This is a genomic window from Bradyrhizobium oligotrophicum (assembly GCF_051168495.1).
Classification (GTDB): Bacteria; Pseudomonadota; Alphaproteobacteria; order Rhizobiales; family Xanthobacteraceae; genus Bradyrhizobium; species Bradyrhizobium oligotrophicum_A.
Genome location: NZ_JBNPVB010000003.1, coordinates 343,081 through 364,611 on the forward strand (window position 1 = coordinate 343,081; position 21,531 = coordinate 364,611).

General features: G+C 66.4%; 17 protein-coding genes. 12 read left to right on the forward strand and 5 right to left on the reverse strand.

Annotation, left to right across the window (positions count from 1 at the left end; all coding sequences use genetic code 11):
• Positions 1 to 226: 226 nt before the first annotated feature.
• The 11 genes from tkt to ACQR1B_RS08385 all read left to right on the forward strand — a co-directional run bounded on the left by tkt (position 227) and on the right by ACQR1B_RS08385 (position 12,536).
• Positions 227 to 2,212: a transketolase gene (gene tkt / locus ACQR1B_RS08335; RefSeq protein WP_434832127.1), complete on the forward strand. Its 1,986-nt coding sequence runs from the start codon at positions 227 to 229 to the stop codon at positions 2,210 to 2,212.
• 271 nt (positions 2,213 to 2,483) lie between these two features.
• On the forward strand, positions 2,484 to 4,361 hold the full coding sequence (recQ, locus tag ACQR1B_RS08340; RefSeq protein ID WP_434832128.1) for a DNA helicase RecQ: 1,878 nt from the start codon (positions 2,484 to 2,486) through the stop codon (positions 4,359 to 4,361).
• 143 nt (positions 4,362 to 4,504) lie between these two features.
• Positions 4,505 to 5,512, forward strand: coding sequence for a type I glyceraldehyde-3-phosphate dehydrogenase (gap, locus tag ACQR1B_RS08345; RefSeq protein WP_434832129.1), 1,008 nt, complete (start codon positions 4,505 to 4,507; stop codon positions 5,510 to 5,512).
• A 104-nt stretch (positions 5,513 to 5,616) separates the two neighbouring features.
• Complete coding sequence (locus tag ACQR1B_RS08350; protein ID WP_434832130.1) at positions 5,617 to 5,760, forward strand: hypothetical protein; 144 nt, start codon at positions 5,617 to 5,619, stop codon at positions 5,758 to 5,760.
• Positions 5,761 to 5,787: 27 nt separating this feature from the next.
• A complete protein-coding gene (locus tag ACQR1B_RS08355) occupies positions 5,788 to 6,978 on the forward strand; it encodes a phosphoglycerate kinase (RefSeq protein WP_434832131.1) in 1,191 nt (396 codons plus the stop codon).
• A gap of 45 nt (positions 6,979 to 7,023) precedes the next feature.
• Positions 7,024 to 7,293: a hypothetical protein gene (locus tag ACQR1B_RS08360; protein WP_434832132.1), complete on the forward strand. Its 270-nt coding sequence runs from the start codon at positions 7,024 to 7,026 to the stop codon at positions 7,291 to 7,293.
• Between the two features lie 170 nt (positions 7,294 to 7,463).
• Complete coding sequence (gene fba / locus ACQR1B_RS08365; protein WP_434832133.1) at positions 7,464 to 8,531, forward strand: class II fructose-bisphosphate aldolase; 1,068 nt, start codon at positions 7,464 to 7,466, stop codon at positions 8,529 to 8,531.
• 244 nt (positions 8,532 to 8,775) lie between these two features.
• Positions 8,776 to 9,795: a class I fructose-bisphosphate aldolase gene (locus tag ACQR1B_RS08370; protein WP_434832134.1), complete on the forward strand. Its 1,020-nt coding sequence runs from the start codon at positions 8,776 to 8,778 to the stop codon at positions 9,793 to 9,795.
• Position 9,796: 1 nt separating this feature from the next.
• The gene (locus tag ACQR1B_RS08375) at positions 9,797 to 10,474 is read left to right on the forward strand and encodes a thiamine phosphate synthase (protein WP_434832135.1); all 678 of its coding nucleotides are present in this window, start codon (positions 9,797 to 9,799) and stop codon (positions 10,472 to 10,474) included.
• 9 nt (positions 10,475 to 10,483) lie between these two features.
• The gene (locus ACQR1B_RS08380) at positions 10,484 to 11,587 is read left to right on the forward strand and encodes a tetratricopeptide repeat protein (protein ID WP_434832136.1); all 1,104 of its coding nucleotides are present in this window, start codon (positions 10,484 to 10,486) and stop codon (positions 11,585 to 11,587) included.
• Positions 11,588 to 11,744: 157 nt separating this feature from the next.
• On the forward strand, positions 11,745 to 12,536 hold the full coding sequence (locus tag ACQR1B_RS08385) for an inositol monophosphatase family protein (protein ID WP_434832137.1): 792 nt from the start codon (positions 11,745 to 11,747) through the stop codon (positions 12,534 to 12,536).
• 186 nt (positions 12,537 to 12,722) lie between these two features.
• Here ACQR1B_RS08385 and ACQR1B_RS08390 read toward each other — a convergent pair whose 3' ends face one another.
• The 5 genes from ACQR1B_RS08390 to ACQR1B_RS08410 form a co-directional block, all read right to left on the reverse strand.
• Positions 12,723 to 13,325 carry an outer membrane protein gene (locus tag ACQR1B_RS08390; RefSeq protein WP_434832138.1) on the reverse strand — a complete coding sequence of 201 codons (603 nt, stop codon included), beginning with the start codon at positions 13,323 to 13,325 and terminating at the stop codon, positions 12,723 to 12,725.
• Positions 13,326 to 13,681: 356 nt separating this feature from the next.
• The gene (locus ACQR1B_RS08395; RefSeq protein ID WP_434832139.1) at positions 13,682 to 16,837 is read right to left on the reverse strand and encodes a multidrug efflux RND transporter permease subunit; all 3,156 of its coding nucleotides are present in this window, start codon (positions 16,835 to 16,837) and stop codon (positions 13,682 to 13,684) included.
• Between the two features lie 6 nt (positions 16,838 to 16,843).
• Positions 16,844 to 18,034: an efflux RND transporter periplasmic adaptor subunit gene (locus ACQR1B_RS08400; RefSeq protein ID WP_434832140.1), complete on the reverse strand. Its 1,191-nt coding sequence runs from the start codon at positions 18,032 to 18,034 to the stop codon at positions 16,844 to 16,846.
• Positions 18,035 to 18,316: 282 nt separating this feature from the next.
• Positions 18,317 to 19,345 (reverse strand): SAM-dependent methyltransferase, encoded by a 1,029-nt coding sequence (locus ACQR1B_RS08405; RefSeq protein WP_434832141.1) that lies wholly within the window; start codon positions 19,343 to 19,345, stop codon positions 18,317 to 18,319.
• Positions 19,342 to 20,157 carry a DUF1295 domain-containing protein gene (locus ACQR1B_RS08410; RefSeq protein WP_434832142.1) on the reverse strand — a complete coding sequence of 272 codons (816 nt, stop codon included), beginning with the start codon at positions 20,155 to 20,157 and terminating at the stop codon, positions 19,342 to 19,344. Before ACQR1B_RS08410 ends, ACQR1B_RS08405 begins: the two co-directional genes overlap by 4 nt.
• A gap of 182 nt (positions 20,158 to 20,339) precedes the next feature.
• Between ACQR1B_RS08410 and ACQR1B_RS08415 the strand changes: the two genes are divergently transcribed.
• Positions 20,340 to 21,329: a flagellar motor protein MotA gene (locus ACQR1B_RS08415; RefSeq protein WP_434832143.1), complete on the forward strand. Its 990-nt coding sequence runs from the start codon at positions 20,340 to 20,342 to the stop codon at positions 21,327 to 21,329.
• Positions 21,330 to 21,531: the final 202 nt, after the last annotated feature.

Here is a 21,531-nt window from a genome sequence, read left to right on the forward strand (position 1 = left end):
CCGCTGTCCGGCAAGCGTTTACGGGCAAAATCTTACGTGCTGGGCGAGCCAAGCGCAACGCTCGGCCGAAACTATGCACTACTAAGCAACTTTTGGACGTCCGGAGACGTTGCATTGCCTTTGATTCCCGGAACTGAGGTGCTAATCAGCCCGCAAAATCCCGGCCCCGCCAGAAATACCGGCGGCGTCCCTGTCATCAGCACTTTACGTTTGGACGGATTCCAGCATGACGCAGGTCGAACATTCTCGCATGGCCAACGCCATCCGCGGGCTCGCAATGGACGCCGTCGAAAAGGCGAAATCGGGCCATCCCGGCCTGCCGATGGGCGCGGCCGACGTCGCCACCGTACTGTTCACCCGCTTCCTGAAATATGATGCTGCGGCGCCCGCCTGGCCGGACCGCGACCGCTTCGTGCTGTCGGCCGGGCACGGCTCGATGCTGCTGTACGCGCTGCTGTATCTGACCGGCAACGAGGTGATGACGCTCGACCAGATCAAGCGCTTCCGCCAGGTCGATTCGCTGACGCCGGGGCATCCGGAGAACTTCCGCACCAAGGGCATCGAGACCACCACCGGCCCGCTCGGCCAGGGCATCTCGACCGCGGTCGGCATGGCGCTGGCCGAGAAGATGCTCCAGGCCGAATACGGCAAGAAGATCGTCGACCACCATACCTACGTGCTGGCCTCCGACGGCGACCTGATGGAGGGCATCTCCCAGGAAGCGATCGCGATGGCCGGGCACTGGAAGCTCAACAAGCTGATCGTGCTGTGGGACGACAACGGCATCTCGATCGACGGCCCGCTCTCGATCGCCGATTCGGTCGACCAGGTGAAGCGCTTCAAGGCCTGCGGCTGGGCCGCCGAGCTGATCGACGGCCATGATCCCGAGGCGATCGCAGCCGCCATCACCCGGGCGCAGAAGTCCTCGCGTCCCAGCCTGATCGCCTGCAAGACCACGATCGGCTATGGCGCACCGACCAAGGCCGGCACCTCCAAGGTGCATGGCGAGGCCCTCGGCGCGGATGAATTGAAGGGCGCCAAGGAGAAGCTCGGCATCTCGCTCGAACCGTTCTCGGTGCCCGATGACGTGCTCGCCGCCTGGCGCGAGGCCGGCCGCCGCGGCGGACCGGCGCGGACCGAATGGGAGACGCGGCTTTCCGAGATGGGCCCGCGCAAGCGCGCCGAGTTCGAACGCCGGCTGCGCCACGAGCGTCCCGCGGCACTGGCGAAGGCGCTGAAGGACCACAAGAAGGCGCTGCTGGAAACTCCGCTCAACGCCGCCACCCGCAAGTCGTCGGAGGCCGCGATCGAGGTGATTGCTGCGGCGATGCCGTCCGAATTCCTGGCCGGCTCGGCCGACCTCACCGGCTCCAACAACAACAAGGCGAAATCCGTCACCGGGTTTTCCGCGAAGACGCCGAAGGGCCGCTTCATCCATTACGGCATCCGCGAACACGGCATGGCCGCGGCCATGAACGGCATCTTCCTGCATGGCGGCTTCGCGCCGAACGGCGCCACCTTCCTGGTGTTCTCCGACTATGCGCGCGGCGCCATCCGGCTGTCGGCGCTGATGGGCGCGGGCGTGGTCTATGTGCTGACGCATGACTCCATCGGCCTCGGCGAGGACGGCCCGACGCACCAGCCGGTCGAGCATCTCGCGGCGTTGCGCGCGATCCCGAACATGCGCGTGTTCCGGCCGTGCGATTCGATCGAGACCGCCGAATGCTGGGAGCTGGCTCTGAACCGGACCAACGGCCCGACCGTACTGGCGCTGACGCGGCAGAACCTGCCGCAGTTGCGCACCAGCGCGCCGGCCGACAATCCCTGCAGCCGCGGCGGTTATGAGCTGGTGGCAGCCCAGGGCGAGGCCAAAGTGTCGCTGTTCGCCACCGGCTCCGAGGTCGAGATCGCGGTCGCCGCCCAGAAGCAGCTCGCCGAGCGCGGCATCCCCGCGCGCGTCGTCTCGGTGCCGTCGCTGGAGCTGCTGCTGGAGCAGCCGGCCGAGGCCAAGGCCAAGATCATCGGCAACGCCCCCGTCAAGATCGCGATCGAGGCCGCGGTGCGCTGGGGCTGGGACGCCGTGATCGGCCAGGACGGCCTCTTCATCGGCATGCATTCGTTCGGCGAGAGCGGCCCGGCCAAGGAGCTGTACAAGCATTTCGGCATCACCGCCGAAGCGGCGGTCGAGGCGGCCGTCAAGCGGCTGGGCTGATCGATCTCCTCTCCATGAGGACGCTCCTCATGGTCAATGTGCAGCACCGATCTCGGTGCCCAACCCTCATGGTTAGGAGGCGCGTCAGCGCCGTCTCGAACCATGAGGCCCGGGTCCAGAATGTCGGCCTCGCCCTTCGAGACGCCCGCCTCTGGCGGGCTCCTCAGGGTGAGGGGATGGATTGACTATGACGCGGTAAAACGAGGACAATACGAGAACGGCGCGGCTTGACGCGCCTGTTCGCTTGACCTTCGGAAGCTTTCCTCCCCCCATGGCCTCAGCCCCCAACGCCCCGACCGAGCCAGCCGACAAAGCGCTGTCCGTGCTGCATTCGGTGTTCGGGCTGCCCGGCTTTCGCGGCGCGCAGGAGAAGGTGGTCCGGCACGTCACTGACGGCGGCAATTGCCTGGTGCTGATGCCGACCGGCGGCGGCAAATCGCTGTGCTATCAGCTACCGGCGCTGCTGCGCAAAGGCTGCGGCATCGTGGTGTCGCCGCTGATTGCGCTGATGCGCGACCAGGTTGCCGGCCTGCTGGAGGCCGGCGTCAACGCCGCAGTCTTGAACTCCACGCTGTCGCGCGATGAGGCCGACGAGGTCGAGCGGCGGCTCATGGTCGGCGATCTCGACCTGCTCTATGTCGCGCCGGAGCGGCTGGTGACGCCCCGCTGCCTGTCGCTGCTCGAGCGCGCCGAGATCGCGCTGTTCGCGATCGACGAGGCGCATTGCGTGTCGCAATGGGGGCATGACTTCCGCCCCGAATATATCGGCCTGTCTGTCATCGCCGAGCGCTTCCCCGAGGTGCCGCGCATCGCGCTGACGGCGACCGCCGACGAGCTGACCCGCAAGGAAATCGCCCAGCGGCTCGGGCTCACCGACGCGCCGCAATTCGTCGCAAGCTTCGACCGCCCCAACATCCGCTATGAGATCGTCGACAAGAACAACGGGCCGGCCCAGCTCAAGGCGTTCATCAAGGACCGTCATCCGGGCGACGCCGGCGTGGTCTACTGCCTGTCGCGCGCCAAGGTCGAGGACACCGCGGCGGCGCTGACCGAAGTGGGCATCACGGCGATCCCCTATCACGCCGGGCTCGACGCGAGCGTGCGCGCGCGCAACCAGGACCGCTTCATCAACGAGGACGGCGTCGTGGTCGTTGCCACGGTCGCGTTCGGCATGGGCATCGACAAGCCGGACGTGCGCTTCGTCGCGCATCTCGATCTGCCGAAGAGCATCGAGGCCTACTACCAGGAGACGGGGCGTGCGGGGCGCGACGGCAAGCCGTCGACCGCCTGGATGGCCTATGGCCTGTCCGACATCGTGCAGCAGCGCCGCATGATCGACGAGTCCAACGGCGCCGAGGCGTTCAAGCGGGTGTCCATCCGCAAGCTCGATGCGCTGGTGGCACTGGCCGAGACCGCCGGCTGCCGGCGCAGACTGCTGCTGAGCTATTTCGGCGAGAGTCCCGCGGGCGAGAGCTGCGGCAATTGCGACAACTGCCTGTCGCCGCCGAAGATGCGCGACGGCAAGGTGATCGCGCAGAAACTGTTGTCCTGCGCCTATCGCACCGGCCAGCGCTTCGGCGCGATGCATCTGATCGACGTGCTGGTGGGGCGCGCGACCGAGCGCGTCAAGCAGTTCGGACATGATCAATTGTCGGTGTTCGGCGTAGGACGGGAGCTCAACGAGAAGCAGTGGCGCGCCGCGCTGCGCCAGCTGGTGGCGATGGGCCATCTCGCGCCCGACAGCGAGGCCCATGGCGCGCTGAAGCTGACGGAGTCCTCGCGCGGCGTGCTGAAGGGCGAAACTCCGGTGATGTTGCGCGAGGAGACCGCGAGCACGGCGCGCGCGATCCGCAGCAAGTCGCGGCGTGGCGAGCTGGTGGCGCGGCCGGCCGCGGCCGCCGACGCTCCGCTGCTCGCACGCCTGCGAGCGTGGCGGTCGGAGATCGCGCGCAAGCGTGGTGTACCAGCCTATGTGGTGCTGCACGACGCCACGATCGACGGTATCGCCAGCGTCCGTCCGGCGACGCTCGGGCAGCTGCGCGATATACCAGGGATCGGCGACAAGAAGCTCGAACATTACGGCGACGAGCTGCTGGCGCTGATCACGGCGGTAAGTCCGTCAGGATCCGGATCGTCACCAGACGGTTGAGATTGGCGCGAAAAAGCGCTACCAAAAGTCCCATATCGTCCGCTCCCGCCCGGCAGAACCGGGTGGCATAGGTCCAAAACCCTCGTGGCGCCCCTCAGGAAGGCCGTCGACGGGGACGAAAAACGTCATTGAAGGAGACGAGAATGGCAGTCCGGGTCGGGATCAACGGGTTTGGCCGCATCGGCCGCAACGTTCTGCGCGCCATCGCGGAATCGGGTCGTACGGATATCGTGGTGGTCGGCATCAACGATCTCGGCCCGGTCGAGACCAATGCCCATCTGCTGCGCTTCGACAGCGTGCATGGCCGCTTCCCCCACACCGTGACCGTCGACGGCGACAGCATCGACATCGGCCACGGCAAGATCAAGGTGACCGCCGAGCGCGATCCGTCGAAGCTGCCGTGGAAGGATCTCGGCGTCGACATCGCGCTGGAATGCACCGGCATCTTCACCTCCAAGGACAAGGCCTCGGCGCATCTGACCGCCGGCGCGAAGCGCGTGCTGGTCTCCGCGCCCGCCGACGGCGCCGACGCCACCATCGTCTACGGCGTCAACCACGCCACGCTGACGAAGGATCATCTCGTCGTCTCCAACGGCTCCTGCACCACCAACTGCCTGGCGCCGATCGCCAAGGTGCTGAACGACACGGTCGGCATCGAGACCGGCTTCATGACCACGATTCATGCCTACACCGGCGACCAGCCGACCTTGGACACGATGCATAAGGATCTCTACCGCGGCCGCGCGGCGGCGATGTCGATGATCCCGACCTCGACGGGTGCTGCCAAGGCGATCGGCCTGGTGCTGCCCGAGCTGAAGGGCAAGCTCGACGGCGTCGCGATCCGCGTGCCGACGCCGAACGTCTCGGTGGTCGATCTCAAGATCGTCGCCAAGCGCAACACCGATCCGAAGGAGATCAACGAGGCGATGAAGCGCGCCAGCGAGCAGGAGCTGAAGGGCATCCTCGGCTACACCACCGCCCCCAACGTCTCGATCGACTTCAACCACGATCCGCACTCCTCGACGTTCCACCAGGATCAGACCAAGGTCATGAACGGCAACCTCGTGCGCGTGATGTCCTGGTACGACAATGAGTGGGGCTTCTCCAACCGCATGGCCGACACGGCCGTCGCGATCGGCAAGCTGCTGTAAGCTTTTCCCAGTCATCCGGGGCGATGCGAAGCATCGAACCCGGAATCTCGAGATTCCGGGTTCGGTCCTGCGGACCGCCCCGGAATGACGACTGAGGAAGCGCCATGACCCTTCCTAATTGGCTCGGCATCCCCGGCGTACTGCTGCTGATCGGCTTGATCGCTTATGGCTTCCGCCAGGGTATGCGGGTGACGACCAAACAGGAAGGCAGTCCGCCGGAGAACACCGACGGATTTAATCACCGCTGATGAGTCCCTCGTATTACGGTGGCTTCAATGACCCAATTCCGCACCCTCGACGACGTCGACGTCAAAGGCAAGCGCGTGCTGCTGCGCGTCGACCTCAACGTGCCCATGGACAATGGCCACGTCACCGACGCCACGCGCCTGGAGCGCGTCGCGCCGACCATCAACGAGATCGCGACCAAGGGCGGCAAGGTCATCCTGCTCGCCCATTTCGGCCGGCCCAAGGGCCGCGATCCCAAGGAGTCGCTGAAGCCGGTCGCAGCGGCGCTGTCGCAAGTGATCAAGCGCCCCGTCGCCTTCGCCGAGGACTGCATCGGCGCGGCAGCCGCCACTGCGATCGCCGCCATGAAGGATGGCGACGTGCTGTGCCTGGAGAACACCCGCTTCCACAAGGAGGAAGAGAAGAACGATCCGGCCTTCGTCGCCGAACTCGCCAAGCTCGGCGACATCTGGGTCAACGACGCGTTCTCCGCGGCGCACCGCGCCCATGCCTCGACCGAGGGCCTCGGCCACAAGCTGCCGGCCTATGCGGGCCGCACCATGCAGGCCGAGCTCGACGCGCTCGACAAGGCGCTGGGCCGGCCGGCCAAGCCTGTCATCGCGATCGTCGGCGGCGCCAAGGTGTCGACCAAGATCGACCTGTTGGAGAACCTCGTCACCAAGGTCGATGCGCTGGTCATCGGCGGCGGCATGGCCAACACCTTCCTGCATGCGCAGGGCGTGCAGATCGGCAAGTCGCTGGCCGAGAAGGATCTCGCCGCCACCGCGCTCAGGATCATGGACAAGGCCGAAGCGTCCAACTGCGCCATCATCCTGCCGGTGGACGCCACCGTGTCGTTCCACTTCGCGGCCAACTCGCCGTCCTTCGCCTACGGCCTCGACGCGATCCCGCCGGACAGCATGATCCTCGACGTCGGCCCGCAATCGACCGCGCGTATCCACTCGGCGATCGACGACGCCGCGACCCTGGTCTGGAACGGCCCGCTCGGCGCCTTCGAGCTCACGCCGTTCGACCGTGGCACGATGGTTGCGGCCAAGCACGCGGCCGAGCGCACCAAGGCCAAGAAGCTGGTCTCGGTGGCCGGCGGCGGCGACACTGTCGCGGCCCTCAACCAGGCCGGCGTGGCCGCGGACTTCAGCTACGTGTCGACCGCCGGCGGCGCCTTTCTGGAGTGGATGGAAGGCAAGCCGCTGCCGGGCGTCGAGGTGCTGAAGGCCTAATTTTCGGTGCTTGTCGGCCATGGATGTTTCTGTTATGTTCCATCCATGGCCGAAACCCCGACAGATGCTGTCCCTCTGATCCTGATGAAGATCCAGGAGAGCATTTCTGCGCTCCGATCCGAGTTCAAATCGGACCTTGGGCAGTTCAAGCAATCGGTCGAGACGCGGTTTGATCGACTGGAAGCTTTGGTCCGCAAGCAGCGCCGCGATTCCGCCGGCATGCTGGTCATGATGCGCGCGGCCGCCAGCGACTTCGACGAGCGGGTCAGCGAGGTTGAGGAACGGCTCCGGGCTCTCGAGGCCAAAGGTCAGTAGCGTTCTACTACTCCCCGCAGGCTGATCAGACGGCGAAATGTCGCCCTAACGCCCCAAAAACGCAGCGAGCCTTGGAATCCGCTCCCCGCCGCGTTATGCACGGTGCAGCAGTTTCGACATGTGCGTCATCAACCGCGCGGTCCTCAATTCTTATCCAGGGAGTTCCAGCCATGGCCCGCATTACCTTGCGTCAATTGCTCGATCACGCGGCGGAGCACGATTACGGCGTCCCGGCCTTCAACATCAACAACATGGAGCAGGCGCTGGCGATCATGGAGGCGGCGAACAGCGTCGATGCTCCGGTGATCATCCAGGCCTCGCGCGGCGCCCGCTCCTACGCCAACGACATCATGCTCAAGCATATGATGGATGCAGTCACCGAGATCTATCCGCACATTCCGGTCTGCGTGCATCTCGACCACGGCAACGGCCCCGACACCTGCATGACCGCGATCCAGGCCGGCTTCACCTCGGTGATGATGGACGGTTCGCTGAAGGCCGATGGCAAGAGCCCGGCCGATTGGGACTACAATGTCGGCGTCACCAAGACCGTCACGAACATGGCCCATCTCGGCGGCATCTCGGTCGAGGGCGAGCTCGGCGTGCTCGGCTCGCTCGAGACCGGCATGGGCGACAAGGAAGACGGCCACGGCGCCGAAGGCAAGCTGTCGCACGACCAGCTGCTGACCAATCCGGACGAGGCCGTGAAGTTCGTCAAGGAAACGCATGTCGATGCGCTGGCGATCGCGATGGGCACGTCGCACGGCGCCTACAAGTTCACGCGCAAGCCTGATGGCGACATCCTCGCCATGAACGTGATCGAGGAGATCCACCGCAAGCTGCCGAACACGCATCTGGTGATGCACGGCTCGTCGTCGGTGCCGCAGGACCTGCAGGAGATCATCAACTCCTTTGGCGGCAAGATGAAGCCGACCTGGGGCGTGCCGGTCAGCGAGATCCAGCGCGGCATCAAGAACGGCGTGCGCAAGATCAACATCGACACCGACAACCGCATGGCGATGACCGGCCAGATCCGCAAGGTCCTGTCGGAGCACCCGGAAGAGTTCGATCCGCGCAAATACCTGAAGCCGGCGATGGAGGCGATGGCCAAGTTGTGCAAGCAGCGTCTGCAGGAGTTCAACACCGCGGGCCAGGCCTCCAAGATCAAGCGCGTGCTGACGACCGCCGAAATGGCCAAGCGCTACGCCAAGGGCGAGCTCGACCCCAAGGTGGCGTGAGCCGGGCTGCCGTCCACTCTGCGCGTTGAGCCCGGTAGACCTCAATGGCTACCGCAACGGCGGTGAGCTCCCTTTCCCCTCGCGGGGATGGGAAGCAGACCGCCGCCGACGCGACAGGTCCCTGCGTCAGCAACGTCCCCTTCACCTCTCCGAGAGACCGCCTCACATGCGGCCAAGGTTTGCTCGGCAACCGCCCGAGAACCGTCTATTTTGATGGGCAGGGCAGGTGCGTCTGGAGCCAAGCATGAACCTCTCCGCACTGAACACCACAGCTCTTGCCATGGTCACCCCCGGCAAGGGCATTCTCGCCGCGGATGAATCGACCGGAACGATCAGGAAGCGCTTCGACGCCATCAACGTCGAGTCGACCGAACAGAGCCGTCGTGATTACCGGGAGATGCTGTTTCGCAGCGAAGGCATGTCGTTCATCTCGGGCGTGATCCTCTATGACGAGACGATCCGGCAGGCCGCGGCCGACGGCACGCCACTGGTGAAGCTGATCGAGCAGGCCGGCGGCATTCCCGGCATCAAGGTCGACGAAGGCACCCAGCCCTTGGCAGCCTGCCCCGGCGAGACCGTCACGACCGGCCTCGACCGGCTTGCGGATCGGCTGGCGGCGTACTACGCGCTAGGCGCACGCTTCGCCAAATGGCGGGCCGTGATCGCTATCGACAAGGACACAATCCCTTCGATGACCGCTGTTCATGGCAATGCGCATGCGCTCGGCCGCTACGCTGCGCTGTGCCAGGCAGCCGGCCTCGTGCCGATCGTCGAGCCGGAGGTCCTGATGGACGGCGATCACGACATCGGACGCTGTTTCGACGTCACGCAGCGCGTGCTCAACGAGGTGTTCAGCGAATTGCGCATCCAGCGAGTGGCGCTCGAAGGCATGATCCTGAAGCCCAATATGGTGGTCTCGGGCAAGACATGCCCTGTGCAGGCCAAGGCCGCCGAGGTTGCCGAGAAGACCGTGCAGCTGCTGAAGGAGTGCGTGCCGGCGGCGGTGCCCGGCATCGCCTTCCTGTCCGGCGGCCAGTCCGACGAGGACGCGACGGCGCATCTCGATGCCATCAACAGGTTTGGTCCCTTGCCATGGAAGGTGACCTTCTCCTACGGTCGCGCGCTGCAGGCGGCGCCCCAGCAGGCCTGGTCCGGCAAGGCTGCGAACGTCCCCGCCGGCCAGCGCGCCTTCACCCACCGCGCCCGCATGAACGCGCTGGCGAGCCACGGCCAGTGGACGCATGAACTCGAGAAGGCGGCATAAATTGTCAGGAAAGACCACTCCCGCGCGGCCCGAGCCGCGCCTCTATCTGGCGACGCCGGTCGTGACCGACGCGGCGGCGTTCGCCGCCAGCCTGCCCGCGATCCTCGGCAGCGCCGACGTCGCCGCGGTGCTGGTGCGGCTCCAGGACAGCGATCCGCGCAGCATGATCACGACCGTCAAGACGCTGGCGCCGGCGATCCAGGGCACCGGCGCGGCGCTGCTGATCGACGGGCATCCCGACATCGTCGCGCGCGCCGGCGCCGATGGTGCGCACCTGACCGGCGTCTCCGTGCTGGAGGACGCCATGCCGGGCCTGAAGCCGAACCGTATCGCCGGCTGCGGCGGCCTGTCGACGCGCCATGATTCGATGCGTGCCGGCGAACTGGGTGCCGATTACGTGCTGTTCGGCGAGCGCGACGCGCTGGGCCGCCGCCCCTCGCCCGATGCCGTCAACGAGCGCCTGGCGTGGTGGGCCGAACTGTTCGAGCCGCCCTGCGTCGGCTATGCGATCTCGCTGAAGGAAGCGGCCGATTTCGTCGCCGCAGGGGCCGATTTCGTGCTGGTCGACGACCTCGCCTGGAACGATGCGCGCGGGCCGGCCGCGGCGCTGGCCGACATCGGCGCGACGATCCGGCACGCCCATGCGGCGGCGCCGGTGATCGCGGCTGGACAGAGCTGAACGAGCGAGATGACGATCCTGCGCCTGACATGCCTCGTTGCTGCGTTCCTCGCCGTGGGGGCCGGTGCGCACGCGCAGATCTCGTTGACGCCGCCGGCCTTGCAGCAACCGCCGGCCGACAAGCCCAAACCGGTCGAGAAGCCGGCCGAGAAGGCCGCCGACAAACCGAAACCACCGCCGACGCCGGCGACGGCTGCCAAGAAACCGGCCCCTGCCCCATCGGCCAAGCCGGCGGCTCCCGCGCCGGCCCCGACGCCACAGCCTGCCGCCAACGATCCCAATGTCGACCTGGTCTATGGCGCCTATCAGCGCGGCCAGTACAAGACCGCCTTCGACCTCGCTACGCCGCGCGCGCAGGCAGGCGACCCCAAGGCGATGGCGATGCTGGGTCAGCTCTATGAAAACGCCATGGGCATCCGCCGCGACTACGACAAGGCGGCGATCTGGTACAAGCGCGCCGCCGAGGCCGGCGATCGCGAGGCGATGTTCGCACTGGCGATGATGCGGCTGGCCGGGCGCGGCGGCCCGACCGACAAGCCGGAGGCGGTGAAGCTGCTGGCCTCCGCCGCCAAGCTGGGCGAGCCCAAGGCGGCCTATAACCTCGCGCTGCTCTATCTCGATGGCCAGACCCTGCCGCAGGACCTCAAGCGCTCGGCCGAGCTGCTGCGGATGGCCGCCGATGCCGGCAATGCGGAGGCGCAATATGCGCTGGCGACCTTCTACAAGGAGGGCACCGGCGTCCCGCAGGATCTGGAAAAGGCCGCCCGGCTGCTGCAGGCCGCAGCGATCGCCGATAACATCGATGCCGAGGTCGAATACGCCATCGCGCTGTTCAACGGCACCGGCGTGCCGAAGAACCAGCCCGCCGCGATCTCGCTGCTGCGGCGGGCGGCCCGGCAGAACAGCCCCCTCGCCCAGAACCGGCTGGCATGGGTGCTGCTGTACGGTATCGCCACGCCGATGGACAAGGTCGAGGCCTATAAATGGCACCTGGTGGCCAAGACGGCCGGCAAGGGCGACCCCAAGCTGGACGAGAAGTTCGCCGACATGCCGCCCGAGGACCGCGCCAAGGGCGAGCAGGCGGCCAAGCGCTGGCTCGGCACCATCAAGTGACCTGCAGGCCACAGCACTTGCAGATCGGCGGCGGCTGATCCGCCCTTGACGCGGCGGCCCCGGCAGGGCACCCACAGCCGGCCCGTTTCACCCGCCTTCGCCTGATCCAGGCGAGGCGCGCACCGCCAAGGTGCGGTCAGCCCAGCGCATCGAGCTCATGATTCATTCCGCCCTCATCAATGTCATGGTCAAGGCCGCGCGCCGCGCCGGCCGCAACCTCAAGCGCGATCTCGGCGAGATCGAGCATCTGCAGGTCTCGCTGAAGGGGCCCGCGGACTTCGTCTCGCGCGCCGACAAGAAGGCCGAGGAGATGCTGTACGAGGATCTCTCCAAGGCGCGGCCCGGCTACGGTTTCATCGGCGAGGAAGGCGGCAAGCGCGAAGGCAGCGACAAGTCGCACACCTGGATCGTCGACCCGCTCGACGGCACCACCAATTTCCTGCACGGCATCCCGCAATTCGCGATCTCGATCGCGCTCCAGCGCGAGGACACCATGATCGCCGGCGTGATCTACAATCCCGCCAATGACGAACTCTACATCGCCGAGCGCGGCAAGGGCGCGTTCCTCAACGACCAGCGGCTGCGCGTCGCCGCGCGCCGCCAGCTCCACGAATGCGTCATCGCCTGCGGCCTGCCGCATATCGGCCGCGGCGACCACCAGCTGTTCCTGCGCGAGATGACGTCGCTGCAGGTCAAGGTCGCAGGGCTCCGCCGCTTCGGCGCCGCCTCGCTCGACCTCGCCTTCGTCGCCGCCGGCCGCTTCGATGCCTATTGGGAACGCGACCTGCAGCCCTGGGACATCGCCGCCGGACTGATCATGGTGCGCGAAGCCGGCGGCACCGTCTCCGGTATCGACGGCAAGGAGGACGCGCTGACCACCGGGCACGTCGTCTGCGGCAACGAGGTCATCCACCGCGAGCTGGTGAAGGTGCTGAAGGCGGCGGGGTAAGGTTGCGCTCGGCTTGCGTCCAAGCCTGCCCTGCGCTTGATCCCCGCTTCCGCGTCACAACCGCTGTCGTCATCCGCGAAAGCGGATGATCCAGTACGCCACGGCGGCTGCGATGAAGCCGAACCGTTTGCGTCTACTGGATGCCCGCCTTCGCGGGCATGACCAGCGTGAACATCATGGCCAAACTCAACGCCGCCCGCTGGTGAACGCCTGGGGCGTCGCGCCAGGCAGTGCCGGGGAGTTGATGTCGCTGTCGAGGCGATCGGACGACTGGCCGGCATAGCTGAAGCCGAGCGACAGGCTGACGTTGCTCGTCGGTTTGAACTCGACGCCGCCATTGATCGCGTAGGCCGGCGTCGAGGTTGAGCGCCCGTCGAACGTCGCGAACGGACCGCCGAGCCCGGGATTGTATTTCAGCGCCTCGAAGCCGCCATAGAAGCTGACGCCGCTCTTGAACGTGTAGCCGTACTGCGCGCCTTCGGTCGTGTACGAGCCGAGCGCACCGTAGCGGTTGACGATGTTGGAGCTCAGGCCCGTGCCCGCCAGCGCCGACCAGTTGTTCGCCACGCTGTAGCGCCGCGCAAAGAAGCCGCTGTCGCTGCCATTGCCGGTGAAGCTCGGGAAGTTGCCGTAGGACTCGAGGCCCTGAGTGCCGGCGTCGCTGAATCCGACCGGCCAGCCGGGCAGCCAATATTGCAAGGGAGCCGTCTGAGCGTGGGCTGCGGGACCGCCGAAGCCGAGTGCGGCGAGCGCGACCGCGAGAACAGGTTTGCGAAAGATCATCGACATGCCGTCAGCGTTACATGTCGCGGGACAATACACGCGGAGCACCGGGAACTCCAGCCAGCGGGAAGTAGAGTTCCGCTCTCCCTGCATGAACGATGAACTCCCCTCACCCTCTTGCGGCAGGACTATCGCATATGAGCATCCAAGCTCGAGTTTGGCTCCCTCCACACGGTCATGGCCGGGCTCCGTCCCGGCCATCCACGTCGTTCGGCATTCGGTGAAGGACGTGGATGCCGGGGACAGAGCCCGGGCATGACGACGTGGAAGCAGACTCGCGAAGAACTCGGATTTGCATATGCGATAGCCCTCCCCGCAAGGAGGAGGGGAGCAGATCGAGATCGCGGGGGCATTTCGATTGCCTAGGACTCCGCCGGCGCCGGAGGCCCGTAAGTCTGGCCCTCCGCCATAGGCTCCGGCTTCTCCCGATCCCCCGCGAGCACGCGCTGCACCGAGACGAAGAACACCGGCACCATCAGGAGCGCGAGGATCACCACCGCGATCATGCCGCCCATCACGACGGTGCCGAGCGCCTGCTGGCTGGCGCCGCCGGCGCCGGTCGCGATCGACATCGGCAGCACGCCGCAGACGAAGGCGAGGCCGGTCATCACGATCGGGCGGAAGCGCAGGATGCAGGCGAGCTGCGTCGCCTCCACCAGCGGCCGGCCCTGCGCACGCAGTTCCTTGGCGAACTCGATGATCAGAATGGCGTCCTTGGCGGCGAGTCCGATGATGGTGATCAGGCCGACGGTAAAATAGACGTCGTTCGGCAGGCCCCGCATCATCGCCGCGATCACGGCGCCGAGAATGCCGAGCGGCACGGTCAGCAGCACCGCCAGCGGAATGGTCCAGCTCTCGTAGAGCGCGGCAAGACACAGGAACACGACCAAGGCCGACAACCCCAGCAGCAACGGCGCCTGCGAGCCCGACAGCTTCTCCTGCAGCGACTGGCCGGTCCATTCATAGCCGAAGCCGCGCGGCAGCTTGTCGGCCAGCCGCTCCATCTCCTTCAGCGCGTCGCCCGACGTGTAGCCGGGCCTCGCCTCGCCGGAGATTCGCACCGCCGGATAATAGTTGAAGCCGGCGATCTGCGTCGGACCCTTCGCCCATTGAACGGTGGCGAAGGAGGAAAACGGCACCAGATTGCCGGCCCTGTTCTTGACGCTGTAGTTCAGCATGTCGTCCGCGTTCATGCGATGCAGGCGGTCGGCCTGCACCACGACGCGCTGCATGCGGCCGCGGTTCGGGAAGTCGTTGACGTAGTTCGAACCGAGATTGGTCGAGATCGTGTTGTTGATGTCCTCGAAGGTGACGCCGAACGCACCCGCCTTCTCGCGGTCGATCATCAGATTGACCTGCGGTCCCGGCGGCAGGCCCTCGATATACACCTTCTGCAGCACCGGGCTCGCATTGGCCGAGGCGATCAGCTGATCGGCCGCGGCGGACAGCGCCGTAAACCCCTTCTGGCCGCGGTCCTGCAGGCGGAAACTGAAGCCGGAGGAGTTGCCGAGATTGTCGATCGGCGGCGGCTGCAGTGCGGTGATCTTGGCGTCGCGGATCGAGTTGAGCTCGCGGTTGATGTCGGCCACGATCGCCGCCGCGCTGTCCTGTTTGCCGCGTTCGTGCCAGTCCTTCAGCGAGATGAAGGCCTGCGCGGTGTTGATGCCCTGGCCGGCATACGAGAAGCCGGTCAGGAAGGTGACGTTCTCGATGCCGGCGCGCTGCGCCAGATACTGCTCGACACGCTCGATCGCCGCCTGCGTCCGCGGATAGGAGGCGTCCGCCGGCGTTTGCACGTCGGTCGTGATGAAGCCCTGATCGTCGACGGGCAGGAAGCCGCCGGGCAGGCGCACGAAGGCGTAAGTGAGCCCGCCGAGCAGGATCGCATAGATCAGCATCAGCCGGCCGGTACGCCGGAGCGATCCGCGCACGACGAGGCCGTAGCGGTCGCGGCTGCCGTCGAGGAAGCGGTTGAACCAGCCGAACACGCCCTTCTTGGCGTGGCCATGCCCGGCCTGGACCGGCTTGAGCATGGTCGCGCACAGCGCCGGCGTCAGCGACATCGCCAGCAGCGCCGAGAAGCCGATGGCCGCGACCATGGTGACCGAGAACTGGCGGTAGATGATGCCGACCGAACCGGGGAAGAACGCCATCGGCACGAACACGGCCATCAACACCAGGGTGATGCCGATGATGGCGCCGGTGATCTGGCCCATCGCCTTGCGCGTCGCCTCCTTCGGCGGCAGCCCCTCCTCCGACATGATGCGCTCGACGTTCTCCACCACGACGATGGCGTCGTCGACGAGGATGCCGACGGCCAGCACCATGCCGAACATGGTGAGCATGTTGATGGAATAGCCCGTCAGCAACAGCGTGGCGCAGGTGCCGAGCAGCGCGACCGGCACCACGATGGTCGGGATGATGGTGTAGCGGATGTTCTGCAGGAACAGGAACATCACCACGAACACCAGCACCACGGCCTCGACCAGCGTCGAGATCACCTTCTTGATCGAGGCTTCGACCACCGGCGTGATGTTGTAGGGAATCTCATAGGAGATGTTGGCCGGGAAGAAGCGCGACAGCTCCTTCATCTTGGCTTCGACCGCGCCCGCGGTCGCGAGCGCGTTGCCGGTCGGCGACAGCAGTACCGAGAGACCCGCCGTCGGCTTGCCGTTGAGGCGGGTGTTGAACTGATAGCTCAGCCCCCCGATCTCGATACGGGCGACGTCGCGCAGCCGAACGGTGGAGCCGTCGGCGTTGGCGCGCAGGATGATCGCGCCGAACTCCTCGGGCGAATCGAGCTGGCCCTTGACCAGCACCAGCGCCGAGGTGCGCTGCTTGGTGGTCGAGGGTTCGGCGCCGATGCTGCCCGATGCGACCTGCGCGTTCTGCGCGCTGATCGCCTTGGTGACGTCATCGGCGGTGAGGCCGTAGCCGATCAGCTTGTCAGGATCGAGCCAGACGCGCAGCGAGCGCTCGGTCGAATACAGCGTCGCGCGGCCGACGCCGGGAATGCGCCTGATCTCGCCGAGCACGTTGCGGATCATGAAGTCGCCGAGGCCGACCTCGTCGAGGCTTCCGTCGGTCGAACTGAGCGTGATGATCTGCAGCACCGCGCTGGAGGCTTCCTCCACCAGGATGCCCTGTTGGATCACCGCGCGCGGCAGCCTTGCCTCGACGCGCTTGAGGCGGTTCTGCACCTCGACCGAGGCGTCGTTGGTCGACGTGCCCGGCACGAAGTTCGCGGTGATCTCGACCTGTCCCAGCGAGTCGCTGGTCGATTCGAAATTGAGAATGCCGGAGGCGCCGTTGAGCTCCTCCTCGATCAGCCGGGTGACGCTGTTGTAGAGGTTCTCGGGCGAGGCGCCGGGATAGCTGGTCGAGATCGAGATCGAAGGCGGCGCGATGATCGGATATTGCGCCACCGCCAGCAGCGGAATCGCGATCGCGCCGATCAGGCAGATGAACAGCGCGACGACCCAGGCGAAGATCGGCCTGTCGATGAAGAAACTAGGCATGTGGGCTTACTTCGACGGCGCCGGGAGCTGGCTCGCCGCGCTGACCTCAGTCCAGGTCTGCGGCACCACCTTGTCGCCGGCTGCGAACTTCTGGAAGCCGTCGACCACGACCTTGTCGCCGGCCCGCAGGCCGTCGGTGATCAGCACGAGACCATCCTGGACCGGACCGGTGCGGATCGGCCTTGCGATCGCGCGATTATCGTCGCGGATCACGTAGACCTCGGAGCCGCCGGCGGCATTGCGCTGCACCGCCTGCTGCGGCACCGCGACGGAATCACTGTCGATGCCCTGCTCGATGCGGACACGCACATACATGCCCGGCAGCAGCTCGCGCTTGGGATTGGCGAACTCGCCGCGCAGCGTGACCTGGCCGGTGGCGGCGTCGACCTTGGCGTCGGAGAACAGCAGCTTGCCCGGGATCGCATAGGGCGTGCCGTCGTCGAGCACGAGGCGGACCTTGATCGCGTCGGGCGAGATCTGGTCGAGATCACCGGATTCGAACGCGCGGCGCAGGCGGTTGAGCTCGCTGACCGACTGGGTGAAATCCGCATAGATCGGATCGAGCTGCTGGATCGTGGCCAGCGTGGTTTCGTTCTGGACCGCGATGGCGCCCTCGCTCACCTGGGCCGCACCGACGATGCCGTCGATCGGCGCCCGCACGGTCGCATAGTCGAGATTGAGCTGGGCGCGGGCCAGATCGGCCTTGCGGGCCTCGACATCGGCCGCCGCTTCGCGCTCGCTCGCGATCGCCTTCTCCTGTTCGACCTCGGGCGCCGCACGCTCCTTGAACAGCAGCCCGATGCGGCGCGCCTGCAGCACGGCGCGCTCGTGCAGCGCTTCGGCCTTGGCCAGCGCTGCCCGGTTCGACAGGATCTCGACCTCGAACGGCTTCGGATCGATGCGATAGAGCGGATCGCCCGCCTTCACTTCGCTGCCCTGGCGGAACAGCCGTTCGACGATGATGCCCGACACCCGCGGCCGCACGTCGGAAACGCGGGTCGGCGCGATGCGGCCGGGAAGCTCGCGCACGATCGCCCGCGCTTTCTGCTCGATCGTCACGATCCCGACGTCGGGAACGGCGATCTGCTCGCTGGTGGAGGCCTGGGCCGGGGAGGTGTCGTTACAGCCGGCCAGCAGCGGCGCGGCTGCGGCGAGCATCAATGCACTGCTGACCAGCGACGCGCGAAGACGAGACATGGATGGAGAAGCCCCTCGATAATGATCAAAAGCCGTCGACCGCATGGTCCGGCCATGGCGCCATTCTGGCGCCCGTGTTGCGTGCAACATAGAAATGTCCCGGTGCAGCGCAACGCGAAGCCCGGGCGGCTTGATGTCACACGAGCTATGAGCTTGATCGGCCTTCGTTTCTGCCGACTCACTCGATTGTGAGCGCTTTGTGGCGAGACGGTTCCCCGCGAGTTCCGCATCACTTGCGCGAATCCTTCGGGTGCGCTGCGGCATCCCGCCGCAGCACACCAATTAGTTGATCGGCCGCAGGCGGTAGTGGCTTACGCCCCACTCCCGGCCCTCGTCGTGCCCGAACAGGCCCGCGGTGGCCAGGAAGAACCAGCGCCAGCGGCGCATCCACAGCGCCGCATCGTCGCCATGGACCGGCTGCAGCAGTTCGAGGAGACGATCACGGTCGGCGTCGAAATTGGCGAGCCAGTCCTTCGCCGTGCGCTGATAATGCGTGCCGCTCCAGCGCCATTCCTTCTCGACCGCGAACAGATCCTGATACTGCCGGATCAGGCCATGGCTCGGCATGATGCCGCCGGTGAAGAAGTGCTGCGCGATCCAATCCTCGCGATCGTTGCGGTCGAACAGATAGGAACCGGTGCGGTGGGTGAAGACGTGCAGGAACAGCCGCCCCTCCGGCGTCAGCCACGATTTGATGCGCGACAGCAGCGCACGCCAATTCATCATGTGCTCGAACATCTCGACCGAGACGATGCGATCGAAGCGTCCCTCCGGAATGAGATCGTTCATGTCGGCGGTGACGATGCGCAGGTTCAATAGCCCGCGCGCGGCCGCCATCTCCTCGATGGCCCGGCGTTGGGAATGCGAGTTCGACACCGCGGTGATCTGCGCGTGCGGAAACTGACGCGCCATCCACAGCGAGAGCGAGCCCCAGCCGCAGCCGAGTTCCAGGATGCGCTGGCCATCCTGCAGATCGGCATTGGCGGCGGTCTGCCGCAACGCCTCCTCCTCGGCCTCCTGCAGCGTCGATGCCGTGTCCTTGTAGAAGCAGCAGGAGTATTTGCGGTTCGGCCCGAGCACCCGGGCGAAGAACGCGGCAGGCACCTCGTAGTGCTGGCTGTTGGCGGCGTCGGTATGCTCCGCGATCGACCGTGTAGTCAACAGCCGGGCGAACTCAGCATCGCCCATGACCTGGGGCTCCGCGAGCCGCGTCGCCGTGCGCGCGCACAATTCGTGGATCGCGGCGCGGACCACGGCGTCGGGCAGCGGCACGCGCTCGGCGGCGCCGATGATGGTGGAGATGAAGCTCATGCGGAGGCTCCGTGGCGTGGCGGCAGGGGAACGAAGGCGCTGGTGCGGGCCTGATAGGCGCGGTAGCGGTCGCCGCGCGAACGCAGCATCTGCTCCTCCAGCGGCGGAATCCCGGTGACGTGGACCAGGATCCAGTACATCAGCAGCGGGGCGAGCAGGCTGGCGAGGCCGAAGGGATTGTCCGGCGACAGCGCGATGACGGGATAGGACAGCCAGCACACCCACTCGAAGAAGTAGTTGGGATGTCGCGACCAGCGCCACAGCCCGACGTCGCACACTTTGCCCTTGTTGGCGGGATCGGCACGGAAGGCCTTGAGCTGGGCATCGGCGAGCGCCTCACCGGCGATGCCCACGAACAACACGAGGATGCCGAGATAGTCCTGCGGGCGGAGGTCGGCGGCCGGCGCGTGGGCAGCGACGAACATCGCAAACACCAGCGGGATCCCGCCCCAGGCCTGCTGCTGCAGGAACAGGAACATCCGCCGCGGTGCGGCCGCGCCCCATTGCCGGGCAAATTCGGCGTAACGGGGATCGTCGGAAATGCCGCGGCTGCGCGCTGCGACATGGCCGCCGAGCCGTATCGCCCACACCGCCGCCAGCGCTGCAACCAGCCATTGCCGGGTATTGGGCCCCTCGCCCTGAACGGGCCAGATCGCACCGAGCGCGCCGACGAGGCCGACGGAAAATGTCCAGATCGTGTCGACCCAGCCGGAATTCCCGGTGCGCTGCTGCACGCCCCAGGCGCCCGCCATTAGGAGGGAAAGTGCCAGCGAAAGCGCCAGCAGCGCCTGCAGATATTCAACGACGGTCATGACAAAGCCCGGGCATTCCCGCTAGATATGAACACGGGACTAACTACGCCGCGGACGCCCGCCGGTTTCAGCCAAAGTTCCGCGCAGGGGACGGGATTGGGCCGGTCGCGGCTTTTCTCCCGCCGCTGCTATGCCATAGTGGATTTTCGGGAACCGGTCCCCCGCAACGGATGTCATCGATAATGCCCCAAGGCTCCCCTCACCGCTCCGCGATGGACGCCCAAATGACCAAATTGTCCTCGCCCAGGATTTTCCTGGTGCGGATGCTGGTCTTCCTGGTGCTGTGTGCGCTGCTCGGCGTCGTGCTCTACAAGCAGATCATCATGGCGTTCTTCGCCAATCCCGGCCTCAACGCCCTAATCGGGGCGGTACTGCTGATCGGCGTCATCCTGTCGTTCCGCCAGGTCGTCCGGCTCTACCCGGAAGTGTCCTGGGTGAACAATTTCCGCATCGCCGATCCCGGCCTCGCGGTGCCCCGCCACCCGGTCTTGCTGGCCCCGATGGCCGCGATCCTCGGCCGCGAGCGCACCGGCCGGATGTCGATCTCGCAGCAGACCATGCGCCATCTGCTGGACTCGATCGCCACCCGGCTCGACGAGGCCCGCGACATCTCCCGCTACATGACCGGCCTGCTGGTGTTCCTCGGCCTGCTCGGCACTTTCTGGGGTCTGATCGAGACCGTCGGCTCGGTCGGCAAGGTGATCGACGGGCTCAAGGTCGGCGGCGACGCCGGCGCCCTGTTCGACACGCTCAAGGGCGGGCTTGCGGCCCCGCTCAGCGGCATGGGCATCTCGTTCTCGTCCTCGCTGTTCGGCCTTGCCGGCTCGCTGATCCTCGGCTTCCTCGACCTGCAATCGAGCCAGGCGCAGAACCGCTTCTATACCGACCTGGAAGACTGGCTCGCCGGCACCGTGCGCGAATATGGCGGCACCGGTGATACCAGCACCGACCTCTCGGTCGCCATCGAGCGGCTGCGCACCTCCGTGGAAGACGGCTCCAACCGCGGCGCCACCGCGGCGATGGCCAACCTCGCCGAGGCGATCCAGGGCCTGGTCGGACACATGCGCACCGAACAGCAGATGATCCGCGAATGGGCCGACGGCCAGGGCGAACAGAACCGCGAGATCAAGCGGCTGCTGGAGCGGCTGGCGCGGCAGACGGAGAAGAGTTGAGGTGCTCGGTTGCGCCGGATTGCGACGAACCACCTTTCCCAGAAGGTAGCGACCGTTTTGGTTGTGATGAACACCGATCATGCCACACCGGCGGTGCACCCTCTGCCCTTGTGGGAGAGGGTGGCGGGCATGAGCGCAGCGAAATGCACGCCGGGTGAGGGGTTCTTTCCGCGGAGACAGACCCCTCACCCGGCTCGCGCCC